Genomic DNA, 20,261 nt, shown 5'->3' on the forward strand with positions numbered 1-20,261 from the left:
GTGGACAAAAAACACACAAATAAGCGTTTAAACTGAGCTTACCGATCATTCATCGCAACAAAGAGTCAAAAAAATGTTAATTTTTCTAAAAAAGCTGTATCTGACGGTCACTTAGTGACGAAACTTTAGTACCCAAATCAACAACAATCATTTCAGCTATTGGCAACAATTGTTTGTTAACATAAATGCCATAATCGTAATTATGGTGACCTGTGTAGTACTCAGCGCCGTTAGCGGTGTAAACATATTTAATTATTTGTCCACGCTGGAATGCAAGATGAGGATTGTCAGCTAAGTACTGTTTCGCTGCTTTAACGTGGGGAGGGATGTTTTTTTGGTAATCAGTTAAATGCTGACCCAGGCGTTTGCGATAGATTAACTTAGCGTCAAACTCACCTGCATATAGTTTTTTAACATACCTATCAAAGGCTTGAAAAATTAATTCTGGGCTATAATTTTCAGCAAATAATATCTCAAATAATTCTGTTTGAAACTCATGAGCAAGTTCTGTCCAATCACTCCTTACGGTTTCCATGCCTTTAAAAACTAATTTTGAAGCACCATTTTTTTCGACTTTTCCTACATAACGCTTTTTAGAACCCATTGTTTTGCCTCTAATAGTGGGCATAAAAAATGGGCTATAGTGAGTTTCGTACTCAATTTCTAAAAAGCTGTCTATTTTATAGTCTTTCTGCAAAACCTGCTGCCAGCGTTTGTTAATTTTCCCCGCCAGTTTCGTACCGATTTCATTACAGTTTAGTGAATTTAGATCATCATCAAGCTTAACAAAGGTCGAATCTGTATCACCATAAATGACGTTATAGCCCCACTCTTCTATCCATTGCTTGGTTGTTTGCATTATTTCATGGCCACGCAAAGTAATTGAACTCGACAATCTCGGGTCATAAAAGCGACAACCTTTAGAGCCAAGTACACCATATAAGCTATTCATGATGATTTTAATTGCCTGCGAGAGCATAGGTTGGTTTTTATCTTTGGCCATTTGCCTTGTTGCTGCAAGTTCACGAATAAGCTCAGGCAGATGGTGCTCAGTACGTGAAAACTGTGCTTGGTTAAAGCCTTCGATTGCGTCATCTGGCTTTTTTAACCCTTCAACTAGACCAAGAGGGTCTATACAAAATGTACGCATTATTGATGGATAGAGGCTTTTGTAATCAAGCACCAGGATATTCTTGTAAAGACCTGGCTGCGATGACATGACATAACCACCTGGGCTGTCAAAACTTAACCCATGATCGCCTAAATTAGGGGCTATATAGCCACTTCTATGCAATAGCGGTAGATAAAGATTAGTAAAGGCCGCTACTGAGCCGCCCATTCGTTCTAATTCAAGTCCGGTGAGTTGGCTTCTTACAACTGCAAAATCGAGTAACTTTAATTTCTCAAAAATCCGCAGAACTAAAATACAGTCTTGCCTGTTGTAATTAGCAAGAGACAGTTTGTCTTCATTAAACTGGCGAATAATTTCTTCAAGACGATTATCTGTGCTGATCAGCTTTTCTTCACCAAGTTCGATACTCGCCACATTGGCAAGACTGAAACTATCGTAGTGATAAGTGGCATTTTTTAAGGTATCAATACCATCAATAACTACGCGACCAGGCATTGTTATGCGAGTAATGTTTCCCGAGCGCACGCGCATTATTTCTTTGTTGCGACCAAGCTTTAGAGATATACCTAACGCCTCAGCTCTTGCGTGAAGCACACTGAAGTCAAATTCAATAACATTCCAACCAATCAGTACATCAGGATCAATTCGCTGAATTTCATTTTCAAACTGAGTAAGAAGATCTATTTCATCTTCACACCAATTGATTTGATAATCTAGATGAGCCGTTGGCTCTGGGCGCCCTATCATTAAGACTTTATCAATGCCTTTTCCGACTAAGCCAATAGAAAATAGTACGCCTTCGCCATTACACTCAATATCAATAGAAACATGTTTGAAAAAAGGTCTAAATTCATTGTTTGGTTTTAATTTAGCGTTCTTTAACAGTCGAAAACCGCTTCGTATTTGTATTTCACCTTTTACCCATACTGAGCCTTTAATGAAACGCTCCATCAAAAATCTGTCAATTGGCCTAACATCATCTTCAAAAGTAACTAGTTGTGAACTTTTTAAAACCTTAATGGCGCTGTAGTAATCTTTTAACGATTTAAAATAACAGCATATCACCGACTGATTTTGGAAGTTTTTTAGTTTGGCATCAGCAAAACGAGCATGAATGTTTTGATTTTGTAATAGTCGCTTTGCAGCAGTTACTTGGTTTTCAGGAATGAAAAATACCACCTCTTGGTGCTCAACCTGTACTTTTAAAGGGCCGTTTTCACACCAGAGCCAAAACACAAAACTAACCCCTGATGAGCTATCAAACGCTTCTTTAGAAAGGATAAAACCTGTATCTGTAACCATTTACTTCAAATATCTATTACGGAAGGGGTATAGTACACCCTAACTACATAAAATTATAAGAGCCAATTATGAGCCCAATTGATGCGATTAATAACGCAAAGACACTCGTTGCTACAGAACCACATAAAGCTAAAGTTATGTTGTTAGAGGTACTCAATGAAAATCCAGAATATCACGATGGCTGGGCTTTACTTGCTAATATTCACAAACTACTGCAAGAGCATGAACAACAGCAAAGTGCACTCAAACAATATGAAATGATTCATTGGTTTAATAAACAATTAGACACGGCTAAACAACAATTAACCAATCAAAACCCTCTGCAAGCGCAGCAAACCATTCAGCAATTATTAAAATTAGTACCAAATGAATATAGAGCACTCGAAACGCTGGCTGAGATCGCATTTAAAGTGGGTGATAGCAAAGCTTACTTTGCAATATCAAAACATAACCTTGAGAACAACTCGCAAAAACAAACTGTTAAAGAAAGCTACTGTAAAGCCCTACTCAATACCAAGCAATTTGATGAGTTAATCTCTTTTTACCACTCTTCGATATCTTCACCGACATTATACATTGAGAGCCTATTAGCGATCGCTCATGTAAAATTAATGCAATTTGATGAAGCTACAACCATCTATAACAAGTTACTTGATGCAAACTATTACGCAGCCCAATGCCACCTTCGCCTTGGCAACATTGAAAAAATAAAAGGAAATACAGGGCTTGCAATTGATCACTACAAACAAGCACTGCAAATAGATAAAAGACTTGGTGAGGCTTACTGGAATTTAGCAAACTTAAAGACATACATTTTTGACAGTAAGGATGTAGACTATCTAGAACAGCTCACGCAAGCTGCTAAGCCAAACCTTAATAGTGCTCAATTCTATTTTGCGCTCGCAAAGGCATATGAACAACAAGGTAACTTCAGCTTATCATTTGCGATGTTAGAAAAAGCGAACAGTATTCAAAAGTCACTAACTCCCTATAAGCCGAGTAATTTCACTTCTCGTTGCACGCAACATTTAACTCAAAAGCCAATGGCTCATAATGCATTTGATGAGTCGTTACAGCTGATTTTTATCGTCAGCTTACCCCGCAGTGGCTCTACCTTAGTTGAGCAAATTTTAGCAAGCCACCCTGATGTTGATGCAAGTTATGAATTAACAGAAATTAACGCAATTGCGCGAGAGCTTGAGAGTAAAAAACTCTCAGATGTACCTTATGGCCTTGATAAACTTTCAGAACAAGATAAGGCTCATTATGCCGCAAGGTATTTAAATTTTATTGCTCCACTACGCGGAAAAAATAAGGTCTTTATCGACAAACAACCCGCAAATTTTCATCATATCGCATTAATAAAAACTCTATTTCCAAACGCTAAAATTCTCGAAGTAACAAGAGATAAAGCCGCAACAGCATGGAGTTTATACAAGCATTCTTTTTCTGAGGGCCACGCCTATAGCTACGATTTCAAATCGCTTGCACAATATATAAATGATTACGCAGATTTAATGTCGCACTGGCACGCTCTTTATCCAGATGAAATCTTCAACGTTGACTATCAAAACCTTGTTAATGATTTTTCCAATACAGTTTCTGAGTTGCTTGATTATTGTAGTTTAGAAATGCATGAAAGCTGCATGAGCTTTTATAATCATCAGCGTCCGATAATGACACCAAGCTCAGAGCAAGTAAGACAACCGATTTACAAAGATGCTTTAACGCAATGGACAAATTATAAAGTTCACTTAGAGCCGCTATTGAAGCTAATAAAATAATAATCAAACAAGTCGCTTGTAGTTGCCCGGTTAAATCTCTAAAATTCATTACTGTAATTATATACATACTTTAGGTTTTCTGGGCATGCTTTCTGACTCTTTAAAAAAAACAATTCGGCAAATTCATAAGCATGTTGCTGATAACCTCACCGATTATCGCCCTCGAAGCAGTCAAAACTATTTAGTTGCCGAGATAGCAAAAACTCTGGCTGGCGAGTATCACAAGAGCCAACGAATTTGTGTTATCGAGGCAGGAACAGGGACCGGCAAGTCACTAGCGTATTGTTTAGGGGCATTGCCTTTAGCGATGGCCAAGAAAAAGAAATTAGTGATTTCGACGGCAACCGTTGCCCTACAAGAGCAGTTAATTAGTAAGGAGCTGCCTTTTTTTAAAGAGCACTCTGGCCTAGACATCAAGTTTGATTTAGTGAAAGGTCGACAGCGTTATATCTGTGCACAAAAACTCAGTGCTGCTGTAAATGGCGACAGTCAAACGCAAATGGAGTTTATGCCGACCCTGTCATCGCCGCTTTCAGATATGGAAACCAAATGCTTAAAGCAACTTTATGATGCTTATTCAAAAAAGCAATGGCAAGGCGACCGCGATAGCTGGGCTGATACTATTCCTGATAAAGTGTGGAATTTAATTGCCTGTGATAAGCATTCATGCCAACGACAAATGCGCGCTCATCAGCTCTGCCCTTTTCATATGGCACGTCAGCGTCTTATGCAAATGGATGTGCTAGTGATCAACCATTCTTTATTACTGGCTGATCTTGATTTGGGTGGCGGTAAAATTTTACCTGAACCTGACGACACGATTTATGTAATTGATGAAGCACACCATTTAGCGCACATCACCCGCGACTTTTCTTCTGCTGCAGCAACCATTAAAGGCACCATAGACTGGCTCGACAAACTGGTAAAATTTGCTGGTAAAATGGCCAATGTGCTCGTAGGTCAAAAAGCGATTGGGCAAAATTTTAAGCTCAGTGACAGTATCAATGATGCTGGTAAAAACTTAAAAGTGGTGCGTGATATTCTTGATAACGCAGACTTTAACTATAACAGTGATGACACCTATCGTTTTGAGCACGGTGAAATCCCAGCATCTTTACATACCAAAGCAAAAGATATTAGCGATGCCACCCTTGATGCCCTAAGAGCACTCAACAAGATGCACGATACCCTAGTGCAAGACGTAAGTGATGGCGATATAAAACCTTATGTGGCCGATCCAATCTTGGCTGAAAGTGGTCAGTACATTAATCGTCTAGAGTTATTAAACAAGCTGTGGTTTAGTTACGCCACAAAAGGCGAAGGTATTCCCCATGCGCGATGGATAAAACGCTTAGAATATAAGAACCATCACGACCATTTACTCAGTGATTGCCCTATTGAAGTTGGCTATTACCTAAAAGATAAATTATGGAATCAATGCGCGGGTGCCGTACTTTGTTCAGCCACCTTAACTGCATTGGGTTCATTTGATCACTTTGCCTATGAATGCGGTCTTGCCAAAGAAGAAGGCGTAAAATACATAAAAGTCCCTTCTCCGTTTGATTACCCAAAACAAGCGACGTTGCATATTCCTGCCAGTCATATTGAGCCGACCGATAAAGCGTTTAGCGACCACTTGGCTGAGCAATTACCTAAGTTCCTTGATGATAAAAAAGCAAATTTGGTGTTGTTTGCCTCTTATTGGCAAATGGATCATGTTGTTAAAGCGCTGCGTAGCAAAGGAATTGAGGTCTTAGTGCAAGGTGAAATGTCTCGTGAAGCTCTGCTTAAAAAGCATAAAGCCAATGTAGATTTAGGCCGTGCTAGCTATTTATTTGGCACTCAAAGTTTATCTGAGGGTCTTGATTTACCGGGTAAGTACCTAGAAAACCTGGTAATTACAAAAATTCCATTTGCGGTACCCACCTCACCAATAGAAGAAGCGCAGGCTGAGTTTGTGCAAAGCAAAGGTGGCAATCCGTTTCTTTCGATAACCGTACCTGATGCGGCAAAGAAATTAGTACAAAGCTGTGGTAGACTGCTGCGCAAAGAAAATGATCAGGGTCGCATTACTATCCTTGATCGCCGTTTAGTGACCAAGCGATATGGCAAAGCCATGCTCGATACCTTGCCACCTTTTAAAAGACAAATTGATTATTAATGTTTGAATTAGCTTTAGACCCAGCAACCTGGGCACTATTATGCGCAGTCGCACTGGCAGCGGGCTTTATTGATGCAATTGCAGGCGGTGGCGGGATGTTAACTGTGCCAGCGCTATTAACTGCAGGCTTGCCGCCCCACCTCACCTTAGGCACCAATAAACTTGCAGCGAGTTTTGGCTCATTGACGGCCAGCGTGACTTATTTTCGTAAAAAGTTGTTCAACCCACGGTTTTGGGCTGCGTCCATTTTAGCAACAGCCATTGGTGCACTCATAGGTACTTTAGTGGTTGATTACTTAAGTATTGAATTTTTAAATAAATTACTACCAGTGGTGATTATTTTAGTTGCTTGTTACAGCTTATTTGGCAGCTTAAGTACAACTGAGCATAACGAGCTACCAGAGCTAGATGGTAAAACTAAAGTTAAACAATGGCTGCAAGGTCTTGGACTTGGTTTTTTTGATGGTTTAGCAGGCCCAGGAACTGGTACCTTTTGGACCGCATCAAATAGCCTATTATATAAAATGAGCTTATTGCTTAACTGTGGCCTTGCCCGCTCAATGAACTTTGTTTCAAACTTTATTTCTTTAATCACATTCGTGGCGCTTGGCCATGTGAACTTTTTACTTGGTATTACAATGGGCTTTTTCTTGATGCTTGGAGCATGGTTAGGAGCACATTCAGCAATTAAGTTTGGTGGTAAAATGATCCGCCCAGTGTTTAACACTGTGGTTATAGTGTTAGCGTTAAAGTTGATCTATGAGGCTTATTTATAAATGCAATCGACTGCTTTTGATAAACTACGTTCACAAATTGAAAGGCTCAAACAATTAGCCACACAATTTGATAAGGGTAATTTATTTGCTAAAAACCGCTATATGCAAGCCCAACCAAGTTTGTTTGATAAAGCCGTGTTTAGCACAAAAAGTATGAAGCTGGCTGACTACGTAAGCGAAATCGAAGATGAACTAAACAGCCTGCCGCCTGCTGAGCATCGCCATGCTTACCAATATGCGCTTGAGCGCATTACCCTTCAGGTAGAAGCGGTATTTAATGTAATCAAATCAACCCCAGTTTGGGCTAAAGAAAATAAGTATAGTTTTAAGCCAAAAGCTAAGCCACAGGTTTATAAGCAAGCAGTTAAAAAAATCATGCAGTCATCCCATGAACTGTATGACGAACTAAAACAAAACCATGAGTTTGAACGCCGGTTAGTATTGATGATCGAAGAGCGAAAACTAAAACTTGAAGCTGCAAATACACAGCAAGCAGCCGAAATTAACAAAGAAATACTCGCATTACACGCAAGACTTGGCCGTTGTCGTAAGGCAATTTCTGCCACTGAAGACAAAATTCAACAGGTCGAGAAACAGCAGCTGAGATAATGTTTTACTACCATCCAAGTTATTCAGCGTTAGCTTTACCTGAGCGTCACCGCTTTCCCATTGATAAATATCGTTTGTTAAAAAAGCTTGTCAGCAACTTTATTGATGAGCAGCACTTCATTACCCCACAACAAGCCACTAAAGCGCAGCTTACTCTGTGCCATAACCCCGACTATGTCGACGCATTTTTAGCTGGTAGTCTTGATAGCAAAGCAATTAAAAAAATGGGCTTTCCTTGGTCCACTGAATTGGTTGAACGAACACTTTACTCTGTTGGGGCGAGTATTCAAGGCGCTGAGTTTGCCATACAACAGGGTGCTGCTTTTAACCTAAGTGGTGGTTATCATCATGCTTTTACGGGATATGGTAGTGGCTTTTGTATTTTTAATGACTTAGCGATAGCTGCTGCACACTTGATTGATACTGAGCAAGCCGACACCGTATTAATCTTTGACTGTGACGTTCACCAAGGAGACGGCACAGCTGAAGTTACGCAACTACATCCTCAAATAATTAGCTGCTCAATTCATTGTCAGCAAAACTTCCCGCGTATTAAGCAGCAATCAAACTACGATTTTGCTTTAGAGCATGGCACTTCAGATGCAGAATACCTGGAGACAGTCAAACAAGCTTTAGCCCTAACAACTAGACTCCACCAGCCAGATATCATTTTGTATAACGCCGGCGCAGACATCGCAACAGATGACGAGTTAGGGCACTTTCAAGTGAGTTTAGAGGGAGTGTATCAACGTGACTATTTTGTATTAAACCAAGCAAAGGAAGCTGATATCCCAGTGTTTGCAGCTATGGGCGGTGGCTATCAACGAAATGTAAGCCGTTTGGTTGATGTTCACGGTCAGCTTTTTAGGGCTGCTGTCGATTTATTTTAAAGCTTGGTATACACTTAAAAAGACTTTTTAATTAGGCTCACTCTGTATGAAATTGCATGACGACATTCACAACTACTATGAAAAATTAGTTGTCGAAGACATCACTAAGCGCAACTTAGAATCAACCTATAGTGATGATGTTATGGCAGATTTATGCTGCACCGTATTAAATCAACTGCCAGCCCGCTACATCCGCTACGATGTCGATATGGAATTTTACTTACCACAAACAGAGCGTATTAAAATGGAGCAACAAGTGCAAACTGCTATCGATGTGGCCATCAGCCAAGTTGCTAAGAAAAAGGAACTGCAAAAATGAGCAATGAGTTAGAAAGCGCACCTAACTATATAAAAATTGCTGTTGATCTCATTATGCTCTTAGAGCAAAACGACGTTCCCGCCGAAGATGTATTAGCAGCTTTAGAAATCGTAAAGTCTGATTTCGAAAAGAAACTGCCACAATCAACTGATTAATAGTCCGAAAATGGCGAGTATTGGGGCATAAATTTGATATGCTCAGGTTTTATAATTTAAGAATGTAAAACCATGTCATTGCCAAGTTTATTACGCTTATTCATCCTTGCTGCTATTTGGGGCGCTTCCTTCTTATTTATGCGCATGGCAGCGAATAGCTTAGGCCCTGCGGTATTAATTGAGTTAAGAGTTGGTTTTGCAGCAATAACACTGTTTATTTTTGCGTTGTACTTACGCAAGAAACTTGCGTTCGCGACCCACAAAAAGCATTTTTTCATTATTGGCGCGCTTAATTCTGCTATTCCTTTTTTATTGTTTGCCTATGCAGCACAAACCATCAATGCCTCCACTTTATCCATATTAAACTCAACAACGCCAATTTGGGGTGCCATAGTCGGTATTATTTGGAGTAAAACAAAACCCACTAAAAGTATGCTGCTTGGTTTGCTATTAGGCTTAACGGGCGTAGCCATTTTAGTAGGTCAAAATAGCCTCACTATCGACAGCCAAGCTATCACGGCCATTGTTGCAGCATTGTGTGCTTCACTCAGCTACGCCATCGCATCCCATTACACTAAACATGCACCTAAGTTATCTGCTTTTGATAATGCCCATGGCAGTATGTGGGCGGCGAGTATCATGGTACTGCCGCTTATTTTTGTTATTCCTGCCAGAGAAATGCCAACTAACGTAGTGATGCTTGGTGTGGTGGCACTCGGAGTACTGTGTACTGCAGTAGCATATATCTTGTTCTTTCGTTTGATTGATGACATTGGCCCAACCTCTGCATTGACTGTTACTTTTTTGATTCCACTTTTTGGCATAGTGTGGGGAAATTTAATTTTAGATGAGCAAATTGGTCCCAATACCTTAGTTGGCGCACTGTGTGTTATCGCAGGTACCATGCTCGTTACAGGCTTTATTCGCATCAAGCCATTTCTAAAACGAAACACCTTGTAACAGAATGCAAATTGCATTTTTAAATACAATCTATATTCTGTTAGATACTAAAAAAGGAAGGAGAAGTGTATGTCAGGTACTACCATGGTGGTGTTAATCGTGCTGATATCAGTCGGCTCTGGTGTAATTTATGATATGTATAAAAAACACCTTGAGTTTAAATCACGAACTTTAAAAAATTCAAAAGAAGCAAACGAACATGTAGCCGAAGTAACAAAGGAGTTGCAAGAGCTAAGAGAGCGTGTACAAACCCTCGAAGCCATTGTCACTGACTCTAGCTACAACGTAAAACAAGAGATTAATAAACTTTAATTAAGTTAACTCTAATTAAGACAATAATGCACTGTATTGTTCAAGCACTGGCTGATAATAATCGGCGTCTTGATTTAACATGCGTTGGTAATGAGCACATAACTGCTTTAAATATGTTTGGTGCTCTTTATTTGTTAGCTGCCACATTGAGTGCCCGACTCGAGTGATCTGTTGCGAGGATGACGCACTCATGGCAATAACTTCATAAAATCGTTTGTTTTCACACACTAACTGCTCAGAGACGAGCCCCAATGGCAGTGTTTGTATATAGCTACGAACTTGATAACTGTGATGCACTGGGCAAACAATAAAGTCGATGTGCGTATTTGGCTGTTGGCTTACAATCTTCGCTAAGAACTGCACTAACAACTCACCCCCCACTCCAGCAATAATAACAAGATGGCGTTTTTTAGGATCTGGTGAAATCATTGCCACATCTTGGCAATGTACCTGCCAACGGCCGCGTTGCTCTCTTTTAGCAAAACGTTCGAGTTTATCACCTAGTGCCTGCATTAACTCAGGCACAATATCAACAAAATGTATAAGCGGTGCTTTATCTTGCTGTAGCAGCTCAATGCCTAACAAACCGTGATCACAGCAACAATCCCAGATTTCGTCATAACCAGAATCTACCACATCAATGATGGCTGATAGTCGTTTACTCAGTGCCATTAGTTTGCTGTTTTATAAACTAACGCTTTTAAGCTGCGATCACTGTCTACTTCAATAAAACCATCGGTAGGAGCTAATCGCTCAACAAAACTAATTGCTCCTTGTGTATGATCGCTAATGAGGTCTTTAAACGCCTGCTCTGAAAGCTCAGGGCTATTGGCACACAGTAATAATTGGGTGTTTTCATTTAACAGCTCAGGTAAACGACGCAAGATTTTTTGATAATCCTTGGTCAATATAAAGCTGCCCTTTTGAAAGCTCGGTGGATCAACAATGATTAATTCATACGGCGCTGATTTTTTTAGTTTACCGAATGATTTTAAAATATCGTGCGGAAAATAACTAACCCCTTGAGCAAAACCATTTAACTGATGGTTTTGTTTACCAGTTCGCAGCACCCCTTTATTCATATCCATATTAATAACTTGGTCAGCACCGCCTTGCATTGCTGCAACAGAGAAGCCACACGTGTATGAAAATAGGTTGAGCACTTTTGCATTTTTACTATTGGCTTGAACAAACTCTCGGCCACGGCGCATATCAGGGAAAATCCCAGTATTTTGGCGACTCAATAAATCGACTTTAAACTTAATACCATTTTCACTGACATGGTGCTCTTGGGGTAATTCACCAAACATCAGGGCATTACGAGTGTTAATGCCGCTACGTTGTTGGTAAACCAATGCACTTACAAGCTCTGGCGCATTCTGTTGCGCCCATTGCCACAGGGTATCAGTTAATTGCGCTAGCACTTGTTCATCTATTTCTTCATATGAAACTAAAAAAAGTGCTGGCGGATAAAAGTCTAAGTTTATGTGGCTCAGCTCAGCGACTGAGTGACCACGGCCATGGAATACACGACATAATTCATTAGCAGCAAGTGGAGCCTCTGCTAAGGCATTTAAAATGGCAGAAAAATCGTTTGTCATCATCTTTAGTTAATTAACTGTTGTTGTAATTCGTGAATTTCATCACGCACAGACGCCGCTTTTTCAAACTCAAGATCGCTAGCATAAGCATGCATTTTCGCTTCAAGGGTTTTGATTTGGCTAGCAATATCTTTCGCGCTGAGCACTTGTTTAGACTCTTTACGCACCAACTTAAGGTTATCTTTCGGACTTGCCTCTTCACCCACATCCATAATATCGGTGATACTTTTAACCAGTGCTTGCGGCTCTATACCATGCTCAAGGTTATAAGCTTGTTGTTTTTCACGGCGACGGTCTGTTTCATCAATGGCTTGTCGCATCGAGTTAGTTATGCGGTCGCCATACAGAATCGCTTTACCATTTAAGTGACGTGCAGCACGACCAATGGTTTGAATAAGTGAGCGAGTCGAACGTAAGAAGCCTTCTTTATCTGCATCAAGTATCGCAACAAGTGAAACCTCTGGCATATCGAGACCTTCTCGCAATAAGTTAATGCCCACTAACACATCAAACACACCGGCACGTAAATCACGGATAATTTCGACTCGTTCAACGGTGTCGATGTCTGAGTGCAAGTAGCGAACTTTTACATCATGGTCGTTGAGATAGTCGGTTAAATCTTCTGCCATGCGCTTAGTTAAAGTAGTAACAAGTACCCGCTCGTTCACTTCAACTCGTTTATAGATCTCAGAAAGTAAGTCATCAACCTGGGTGCCCACAGGGCGCACTTCAATTTCTGGATCAATAAGCCCGGTTGGACGAATGACCTGCTCAGCAACCTCCCCTGATGAGCGCTCAAGCTCAAAGTCACCAGGTGTTGCCGACACATAAATAGTTTGCGGCGCAATGGCTTCAAATTCTTCAAAGCGTAATGGGCGGTTATCTAATGCCGATGGCAAGCGAAAGCCATACTCAACAAGATTTTCCTTACGGCTTCTATCGCCTTTATACATAGCACCAATTTGCGACACAGTAACGTGTGATTCATCAATAATCATCAATGCATCATCAGGTAGGTAATCTAATAATGTCGGAGGTGGATCGCCTGGTGTTCTACCTGATAAGTAACGCGAGTAGTTTTCAATGCCTGAGCAATAACCAAGCTCGGTCATCATTTCAATATCGTACTGGGTGCGCTGAGCAATACGCTGCTCTTCCACAAGTTTGTTGGCACTAAGTAGCTGAGCTCGGCGGTCTTTAAGCTCACCTTTAATTTTATCAATGGCATCAAGAATTTTTTCACGGGGAGTTACATAGTGGGTTTTCGGATAAATAGTCGCGCGCACAATGTGCTTTTCAACAGCCCCTGTAAGCGGGTCAAAAATACTTAAACGTTCAATTTCATCGTCAAACATTTCCACACGAACTGCGTAAGTATCCGATTCAGCAGGAAATATATCGACCACTTCGCCACGTACACGGTATGTACCGCGGCTAAATTCAATATCGTTTCGAGTATATTGCAGTTCAGCAAGACGACGCAGCATATCGCGCTGATCGACGGTTTCACCCACTTTAAGCAAGAGCATCATCTTCATGTATGAGTCAGGGTCGCCCAAACCATAAATAGCAGACACCGAAGCCACAATAATGGTATCGCGTCGCTCAAGCAGCGCTTTGGTGGCACTTAAACGCATTTGTTCAATATGCTCATTGATGGAGGCGTCTTTTTCAATAAAGGTATCGCTGGCAACAACGTAGGCTTCTGGCTGGTAATAATCGTAATAAGATACAAAATACTCAACCGCATTATGAGGGAAGAACTCTTTCATTTCGCCATAAAGCTGTGCAGCGAGTGTTTTGTTGTGTGCCATGATGATAGTTGGACGATTCAAATCATTAATAATATTGGCCATGGTGAAGGTTTTACCCGTTCCCGTAGCCCCTAATAATGTTTGATGCGCAAGCCCAGCCTCTAGGCCATCTTTTAATTGTGCGATTGCCGTTGGTTGGTCACCACTTGGCTGAAATTTCGAAACTAGTTGGAAATGGTCGCTCATGAATGACACTCCTTCATATATGACTCACTTAACCCATCAACTTCTTTAATAAACCATTTATAGGCAACCATTGCAGTGAATAAGTTACCAATCGCCGCACCAATAAATAAACCGGTTAAGCCTGCAATTTCGCTGCCTATATAAGCAAAAGGTACATAAAAAACAAACAGGCGTACTACACTTAAAATCAGTGCATTCATTGGTTTATGCAGAGCATTAAATGAAGAGTTAGATAAAATAATCACCCCTTGCAGGCCATAACTCAATGGCAAGATATAAATGAATAACTTAATCACATCCATTACCGCTTGCTCTTTACCAAATACATCAGCGATAAAGCCAGAGGTTAACAGCAGTAAAATATAAATAGCGAACTGCCAAATCATCACGAATTTCAAGGTTTTTGTGTAGGCTTCTTTAACACGCTCAAACTTACCTGCCCCAAAGTTTTGACTCACAAATGGCGGCAAGGTCATCGACAAAGCAAGCACCACAAGGCTTGCAATAGATTCAATGCGACTGCCTACACCAAACGCCGCTACCGCTTCAGGACCATGTTTAGCCACTAATGCTGTCATGACCGCCATGGCAATAGGTGTCAGCATATTTGCGCCAGCCGCAGGTAAACCAATTTTAAGAATTTTACGAATCGAACTAAGCGGCGTTTGTACACCAGCATGCAAACTCAATAGACCATTTTTTACCGCAAGGATGTATAAAATGATAACGACAGCAACTGACCATGCAATAACACTGGCAATAGCTGCGCCTTGAATACCTAATGCCGGAACAGGTCCAAAGCCAAAAATAAGTATAGGGTCTAAAATAGCATTAATCAGCCCTGCTCCCCCCATAACAATACTTGGCGTTTTAGTATCGCCACTGGCTCTAAGTACAGAGTTGCCAACCATAGGGGTAATTAGAAATACGCTGCCTAAGAACCACACACTCATATACTCATGAATAAGCGGTAAGACTAATTCGCCAGCACCCAATAACTTAAAGATCGGATCTATTAATAAATAACCTACTACAGATAAGCTAAACACCATCACCACCGATACCAACAACGACATGCTGGCATCAAAACGTGCTTCATCTAACTTATCACTACCAAGTGCTTTAGCTATCACCGCAGAGGTACCTATCCCTAAACCAATTGCAAGGCTAATAACAGTAAAAGTAACAGGAAAGGTAAAACTAACAGCGGCGAGAGGCTCTGTACCTAACAAACTAATGAAGAAGGTATCAACCAAATTAAACATCATTAGGGTGATCATGCCAAAGATCATTGGGATGGTCATTTTTTTCAAGGTTGGCAGAATGGGTGAGTTTAAAAGATCAGGTTTAGTTTTGCTCTGCGGTTTCACGCTCATGGGAATACTTTGCCTCTTTTTCTGAACCTGTAAGTTTAAAGCATCCTTCTCTTGCAAGCTATGCTTTATTAACAGAATCAAAATTCATACACAAAACTATTACTTTTGGCGCTTTGACATAAAAATAACCACTAACCCTCATAAAAAACAATATAAAAACAAGTTTAATAGCTTTGTTACAATTAAAAGGCAGTATTCGCTGTTTTTTTACACAATAAATAGCACCATTTCATCGTCACGAATAAATTTACTCATCAATTCAGCAAGGCTTCAGATAAAAACACTAACACATTGATTTAAAATGAATTAAAAAAAGTGAATTAAATACTTGAAATTGCTGTAGCCCTCGAAAATCCTAGCACTATAGCTGTTCTTAAAGTTTAATAAACAGAGTTATCCACAGAAACCGTGGATAACTCTCTAGAAGCCGCAAATATAAAGGCTTTTAAGGCTAGCCTGAAACGCACAATACTATAAATAGCAAAGCATCTTGTTTTAACCGTTTTATAAGTTTAGTGAAAAGAAGGCGCAAAAAATGTTCTACAGCAACGTGAACTTAAGTATGACAATTAAAATACAAGGAAAGATTACAAGCTAAACATCTGATAAAAAGAGCTAAAATTACCTTGTGTATAATTGAAGCCAACTAATTTTAGAATTTTCTATCAAAAATCGGGGAAGCCTACCTTTACCTCATTAAGGAAATACACGAAAAAATATCAGAAGTGGGAACTGCCACGAAAAGAATTAGATCTATTTTTTGCCATCCGAAAAAAACATTACATAAATAGTGATTTCCTCGATTTGGTAAAGAATGACTTAGCAAATAAACCTTTTTTATATTTTTGAAAAATGACTCAGCTCAAAAAGCATGCAAAAAAGTGATGCATTCGACATAGATCCCCCGCTGCTAAGCAAAAAATGTTGAGCTTTTCAGCTACATTTTGCTCAGATCGAACATAAAAACATCGAATAAGCTTCTTTTTTGAATTTATGAAGTTTTTATGTTGACACTTTGCAATGCTGTCATTAATATTTCGCCCCGTTGAAAGGCATGACGCTTCCCCCTTAGCTCAGTTGGTTAGAGCGACGGACTGTTAATCCGCAGGTCCCCCGTTCGAGTCGGGGAGGGGGAGCCAAGTTTTTCAATCATAAACGATTCCCCCTTAGCTCAGTTGGTTAGAGCGACGGACTGTTAATCCGCAGGTCCCCCGTTCGAGTCGGGGAGGGGGAGCCAAGTTTATGAATATGATTGTTCCCCCTTAGCTCAGTTGGTTAGAGCGACGGACTGTTAATCCGCAGGTCCCCCGTTCGAGTCGGGGAGGGGGAGCCAAATCATAGCACCACACTACTCTATTTAGTTCCCCCTTAGCTCAGTTGGTTAGAGCGACGGACTGTTAATCCGCAGGTCCCCCGTTCGAGTCGGGGAGGGGGAGCCAACTCCACGAATCTATTAAAATTTTATCTACTACTATTCGTCGATTGTATTAGACTTTAAAGCACTTATAATCTAACCTAATTTAAGTTTATTCTATATTATGCTTTAGAATACAACGACTATACTTAAAGCAATCAATCAAGGAATTGATTCCTTCCTTTAGGCTTTTAAAAGATAAGAACATGGCTGGCTTTAAAAAACTTATTTTTATACAACTTATATCTTGGTTGCTGTTTGCATTATTAGGTGGTTACTTTATTGCGCTTAGCTTTGATAGCGCAGTCAGTGATGCACAGCAAAAAGCACAGCGTGTAGTAAACGCATATATAAATACACAAACCATTGAGCAACTTGCACCAGAGAAAATACAAAAAGCATTTGCCGATGGCAGTACTTTTTCTAAACTTGTGATCCGTGATCAATCAGGTCAAGTGGTTAGCATGGTAGAATCTAGCCAATCCCTACCCTTGTTTGCTGAAATAGTTAATAACAGTTTTAATTCTATTCGCCCTCAGTTCGCCGTTAATCAAACATCTGACATTAAAGTAGAGTTTACGATTAATGCACACAACCTGGCTAGCCTATTACAACAGTCTTTATTTATTGTCGTTTTAATTTCAGGCCTTATTGCCCTACTTCCTATTATTTATATGAAGAGCATGTTCCGCCGCCTAAATCGTAAAATTAGTACGACTATTTCAGATATCGTTGATATTTATATCAACCAAAATCAGGTTAATGGTGACCTCGAGCAAGCGATGGATACCACCCGCTTAAAGAAGCTAAGCAAAGATTTAATTCCATCGTTCAATCGCCTATCGCATTTCTTACAGACCAAGCATGATGACATTCAAAATAATGCGCTAAATATTAAAAAAGAAGCGTATAAAGATGTAGTTACAAACCTTGGCAATCGAAATATGTTTGTTGAGTACTACGAAAAGAATATTGAGAACGCAGAAAAGAGCACCTTTGGTTCGCTTGCTATGGTTCGTTGTAGCGAATTGCAAACCATCAACCAAACCCGTGGTTACCAAAAAGGTGATGAATACGTAAAAGGTGTGGCCGATATTATCAAACATATTAGCGGCACCTATACAGGCAGTCAGGTTTTTCGTTTAAACAGCTCTGACTTTGCAGTGGTATTGCCTAATACCCCTCTTAAAGAAGCTGAACGCTTTGGCGATAACTTACAATCGCGTTTTACTCAGTATCAGCAAAACCAAGAATTAAGTTCAGTTGCTAACACAGGTATTGTTGGCTACGAAAAAGGTAAGCCGCTTGGTGAGTTATTATCGATTGTTGATAATGCAATGAGCATGGCGCAATCAAAACAAGCAAATGCATGGCATGTGCAGCGCGAAACAGACTTAGTTAATAACGCCAGCGCAGGTTTTGGTAACCAAAACTGGCGTAAAGTTATTAGCGAAGTTATTGAGTCGAAACGTGTTCACTTGGTTATGCAAAACATTATGCCAATAGGTAAAAGTGTTAAAGCCTATGCTGAGATCCAAGTTCGTTTTAAAACCGCAGAAAATCAAATGCTGCCAACAGCCTCTTTCCTTGCTATGGCAGAGAAGCTAGAAATGGCAATGGAAATTGACCGCTTAATTATCGATACCACTTTAGAAAAAGTTAAAACGCGTAATTTCTCTGAAAAATTCTTTGGTATTAATGTTACGGCATCAAGCGCTCACAATGATCAGTTTGTGATCTGGTTAGAACGCCGCTTACTGAAAGACAGTAACATTGCATCAAAACTTATTTTTGAAGTCAGTGAGTTTGGATTACAACAAAACATTAAAGCAAGTAAACGCTTTATCGATATGGTACATCGCGTGGGCGCACGCATTACTGTAGAACGTTTTGGTGTGGGATTAACCTCATTTAAATTCTTTAGAGACTTAAAACCTGACTTTATCAAAATGGATGCAAGCTATACTCGCGGCCTCGAAGAAGATAAAAACAATCAATATTTTATGCGTTTAATGGTGGATCTAGCTCACCGTATTGGTGTAAGTGTATTTGCTGAAGGCGTAGAAAGCCAAGAAGAAAAACATATCATCGAAACACTTTGTTTAGATGGTGTGCAAGGCTATTACATCGAAAAGCCAAAAGATATATAAGCCCCCTCTTTTAGGCCCAAAAAACCTTACTATTTTTGGGCCTATTCCAGCTATTAACTTTGCTTTAACACTTTAATCGTAAACAGCTTTGTTAATTTTAGCTATTCGTCCCTCATGTGTTGTGTCGGCCCCCATAAAAAAGGATAATAGAGCCGTTTTTATTCTCGTGAGGCACGCATGACAGAGTATGTCTTGTTATTGATTGGCACTGTGCTAGTCAACAACTTCGTTTTAGTTCAATTCTTAGGTTTATGCCCGTTTATGGGTGTATCGGGTAAGTTAGATACCGCGATTGGTATGTCTTTAGCCACAACCTTTGTACTTACACTTGCCTCCGTGACCAGTTATCTGGTGAATCATTATATTTTGATCCCGCTGGATATCGAATTTTTGCGTACAATGAGTTTTATTTTGGTTATCGCTGTTGTCGTGCAATTTACCGAAATGGTGGTGAGAAAAACCAGCCCGACACTCTATCGCTTATTAGGGATTTTCTTACCACTTATCACCACTAACTGTGCTGTATTAGGTGTTGCCCTACTTAATATCAAAGAAGACCATTCATTCTTACAATCGGCTGTGTACGGCTTTGGTGCCGCAGTGGGCTTCTCTATGGTGTTAATACTGTTTGCCGCATTACGTGAACGTTTAGCTGCGGCTGATGTCCCTGCTCCTTTTAAAGGTGCTTCAATTGCGATGATCACCGCAGGCCTTATGTCGATGGCCTTTATGGGTTTTACAGGATTAGTGAAGTTTTAATATGACCTTGTTTTATGCTTTGATAGCGTTAGGTTCATTAGCGCTAATATTTGGTTTAATTTTAGGTTTTGCCGCCGTTCGTTTTCGCGTTGAGAGCAACCCTATTGTTGACCAAATTGATACCATTTTACCGCAAACACAGTGTGGCCAATGTGGCTACCCTGGCTGTCGTCCCTATGCAGAAGCAATTGCCAATGGTGACGAAATCAATAAGTGCCCACCAGGCGGCGAAGCCACGGTAAAAAAACTCGCTGATTTAATGGGTGTTGAAGCAAAACCGCTGGCTGGCGGTGAGCAAGCAGATCCAGTTAAAACCGTTGCCTATATTCGTGAAGATGAATGTATTGGCTGTACCAAATGTATTCAAGCCTGCCCTGTTGATGCCATCGTTGGCGCAACTCGCCAAATGCACACTGTATTAATTGATGAATGTACCGGTTGTGACTTATGTGTTGAACCATGCCCTGTAGACTGTATTGATATGCTGCCTGTCAAAGAAACCAAACAAACCTGGAAATGGCAATTAAACGCAATCCCTGTGACTCAGGTAGATTAGGAGCA

The 20,261-nt window shown here is 40.2% G+C and carries 17 protein-coding genes and 4 tRNA genes; 16 read left to right on the forward strand and 5 right to left on the reverse strand.

Annotated features, from left to right (window positions below; all coding sequences use genetic code 11):
• Positions 1-85: 85 nt before the first annotated feature.
• Positions 86-2,434 carry a DNA polymerase II gene (locus tag WA256_RS17065; protein WP_335992706.1) on the reverse strand — a complete coding sequence of 783 codons (2,349 nt, stop codon included), beginning with the start codon at positions 2,432-2,434 and terminating at the stop codon, positions 86-88.
• A gap of 68 nt (positions 2,435-2,502) precedes the next feature.
• Here WA256_RS17065 and WA256_RS17070 point away from each other — a divergent pair, with 68 nt between their 5' ends.
• The 9 genes from WA256_RS17070 to WA256_RS17110 all read left to right on the forward strand — a co-directional run bounded on the left by WA256_RS17070 (position 2,503) and on the right by WA256_RS17110 (position 10,400).
• Positions 2,503-4,218 carry a sulfotransferase gene (locus WA256_RS17070; protein WP_335992707.1) on the forward strand — a complete coding sequence of 572 codons (1,716 nt, stop codon included), beginning with the start codon at positions 2,503-2,505 and terminating at the stop codon, positions 4,216-4,218.
• 85 nt (positions 4,219-4,303) lie between these two features.
• On the forward strand, positions 4,304-6,379 hold the full coding sequence (dinG, locus tag WA256_RS17075; RefSeq protein ID WP_055021494.1) for an ATP-dependent DNA helicase DinG: 2,076 nt from the start codon (positions 4,304-4,306) through the stop codon (positions 6,377-6,379).
• Positions 6,379-7,155 carry a TSUP family transporter gene (locus tag WA256_RS17080; protein ID WP_062567012.1) on the forward strand — a complete coding sequence of 259 codons (777 nt, stop codon included), beginning with the start codon at positions 6,379-6,381 and terminating at the stop codon, positions 7,153-7,155. The genes dinG and WA256_RS17080 overlap by 1 nt, the downstream gene beginning before the upstream one ends.
• On the forward strand, positions 7,156-7,764 hold the full coding sequence (locus WA256_RS17085; RefSeq protein WP_054563653.1) for a primosomal replication protein: 609 nt from the start codon (positions 7,156-7,158) through the stop codon (positions 7,762-7,764).
• Positions 7,761-8,654, forward strand: a complete 894-nt coding sequence (locus WA256_RS17090; RefSeq protein WP_171037167.1) for a histone deacetylase family protein — start codon at positions 7,761-7,763, stop codon at positions 8,652-8,654. Before WA256_RS17085 ends, WA256_RS17090 begins: the two co-directional genes overlap by 4 nt.
• A gap of 46 nt (positions 8,655-8,700) precedes the next feature.
• A complete protein-coding gene (locus WA256_RS17095) occupies positions 8,701-8,973 on the forward strand; it encodes a late competence development ComFB family protein (RefSeq protein ID WP_062567015.1) in 273 nt (90 codons plus the stop codon).
• Positions 8,970-9,128 carry a YbaM family protein gene (locus WA256_RS17100; protein WP_082710998.1) on the forward strand — a complete coding sequence of 53 codons (159 nt, stop codon included), beginning with the start codon at positions 8,970-8,972 and terminating at the stop codon, positions 9,126-9,128. The genes WA256_RS17095 and WA256_RS17100 overlap by 4 nt, the downstream gene beginning before the upstream one ends.
• 72 nt (positions 9,129-9,200) lie before the next feature.
• Positions 9,201-10,088: a DMT family transporter gene (locus tag WA256_RS17105; protein WP_130166765.1), complete on the forward strand. Its 888-nt coding sequence runs from the start codon at positions 9,201-9,203 to the stop codon at positions 10,086-10,088.
• 69 nt (positions 10,089-10,157) lie between these two features.
• Complete coding sequence (locus tag WA256_RS17110) at positions 10,158-10,400, forward strand: hypothetical protein (RefSeq protein WP_058583760.1); 243 nt, start codon at positions 10,158-10,160, stop codon at positions 10,398-10,400.
• Between the two features lie 15 nt (positions 10,401-10,415).
• On the opposite strand, the gene WA256_RS17115 is transcribed toward WA256_RS17110, so the two are convergent.
• The 4 genes from WA256_RS17115 to WA256_RS17130 are packed head-to-tail and all read right to left on the reverse strand — an operon-like array spanning position 10,416 to position 15,377.
• The gene (locus WA256_RS17115) at positions 10,416-11,072 is read right to left on the reverse strand and encodes a tRNA (adenine(22)-N(1))-methyltransferase (RefSeq protein WP_130166764.1); all 657 of its coding nucleotides are present in this window, start codon (positions 11,070-11,072) and stop codon (positions 10,416-10,418) included.
• Positions 11,072-12,001 (reverse strand): class I SAM-dependent methyltransferase, encoded by a 930-nt coding sequence (locus WA256_RS17120; RefSeq protein WP_248530015.1) that lies wholly within the window; start codon positions 11,999-12,001, stop codon positions 11,072-11,074. Before WA256_RS17120 ends, WA256_RS17115 begins: the two co-directional genes overlap by 1 nt.
• A gap of 5 nt (positions 12,002-12,006) precedes the next feature.
• Positions 12,007-14,001: an excinuclease ABC subunit UvrB gene (uvrB, locus tag WA256_RS17125; RefSeq protein WP_054563646.1), complete on the reverse strand. Its 1,995-nt coding sequence runs from the start codon at positions 13,999-14,001 to the stop codon at positions 12,007-12,009.
• Positions 13,998-15,377 carry an MATE family efflux transporter gene (locus tag WA256_RS17130; protein ID WP_058583763.1) on the reverse strand — a complete coding sequence of 460 codons (1,380 nt, stop codon included), beginning with the start codon at positions 15,375-15,377 and terminating at the stop codon, positions 13,998-14,000. Before WA256_RS17130 ends, uvrB begins: the two co-directional genes overlap by 4 nt.
• 1,062 nt (positions 15,378-16,439) lie before the next feature.
• On the opposite strand from WA256_RS17130, the gene WA256_RS17135 reads away from it, so the two are divergent.
• The 7 genes from WA256_RS17135 (at position 16,440) to rsxB (ending at position 20,256) form a co-directional block, all read left to right on the forward strand.
• Positions 16,440-16,516: transfer RNA gene (locus WA256_RS17135), tRNA-Asn, on the forward strand.
• 21 nt (positions 16,517-16,537) lie between these two features.
• Positions 16,538-16,614 (forward strand) — tRNA-Asn (locus tag WA256_RS17140).
• A 19-nt stretch (positions 16,615-16,633) separates the two neighbouring features.
• A tRNA-Asn gene (locus WA256_RS17145) sits at positions 16,634-16,710 on the forward strand.
• A 29-nt stretch (positions 16,711-16,739) separates the two neighbouring features.
• Positions 16,740-16,816, forward strand: a tRNA-Asn gene (locus tag WA256_RS17150).
• Between the two features lie 181 nt (positions 16,817-16,997).
• Entirely contained in the window at positions 16,998-18,941 is a 1,944-nt protein-coding gene (locus tag WA256_RS17155; RefSeq protein ID WP_063530132.1) for an EAL domain-containing protein, read from the forward strand.
• A gap of 177 nt (positions 18,942-19,118) precedes the next feature.
• On the forward strand, positions 19,119-19,700 hold the full coding sequence (gene rsxA, locus WA256_RS17160) for an electron transport complex subunit RsxA (RefSeq protein ID WP_054553689.1): 582 nt from the start codon (positions 19,119-19,121) through the stop codon (positions 19,698-19,700).
• A 1-nt stretch (position 19,701) separates the two neighbouring features.
• Complete coding sequence (gene rsxB, locus WA256_RS17165) at positions 19,702-20,256, forward strand: electron transport complex subunit RsxB (RefSeq protein ID WP_054563643.1); 555 nt, start codon at positions 19,702-19,704, stop codon at positions 20,254-20,256.
• The last annotated feature ends 5 nt before the right edge of the window (positions 20,257-20,261 follow it).

Source organism: Pseudoalteromonas sp. CH_XMU1449-3, from assembly GCF_037027245.1.
In the GTDB taxonomy this organism is placed as follows: Bacteria; Pseudomonadota; Gammaproteobacteria; order Enterobacterales; family Alteromonadaceae; genus Pseudoalteromonas; species Pseudoalteromonas shioyasakiensis.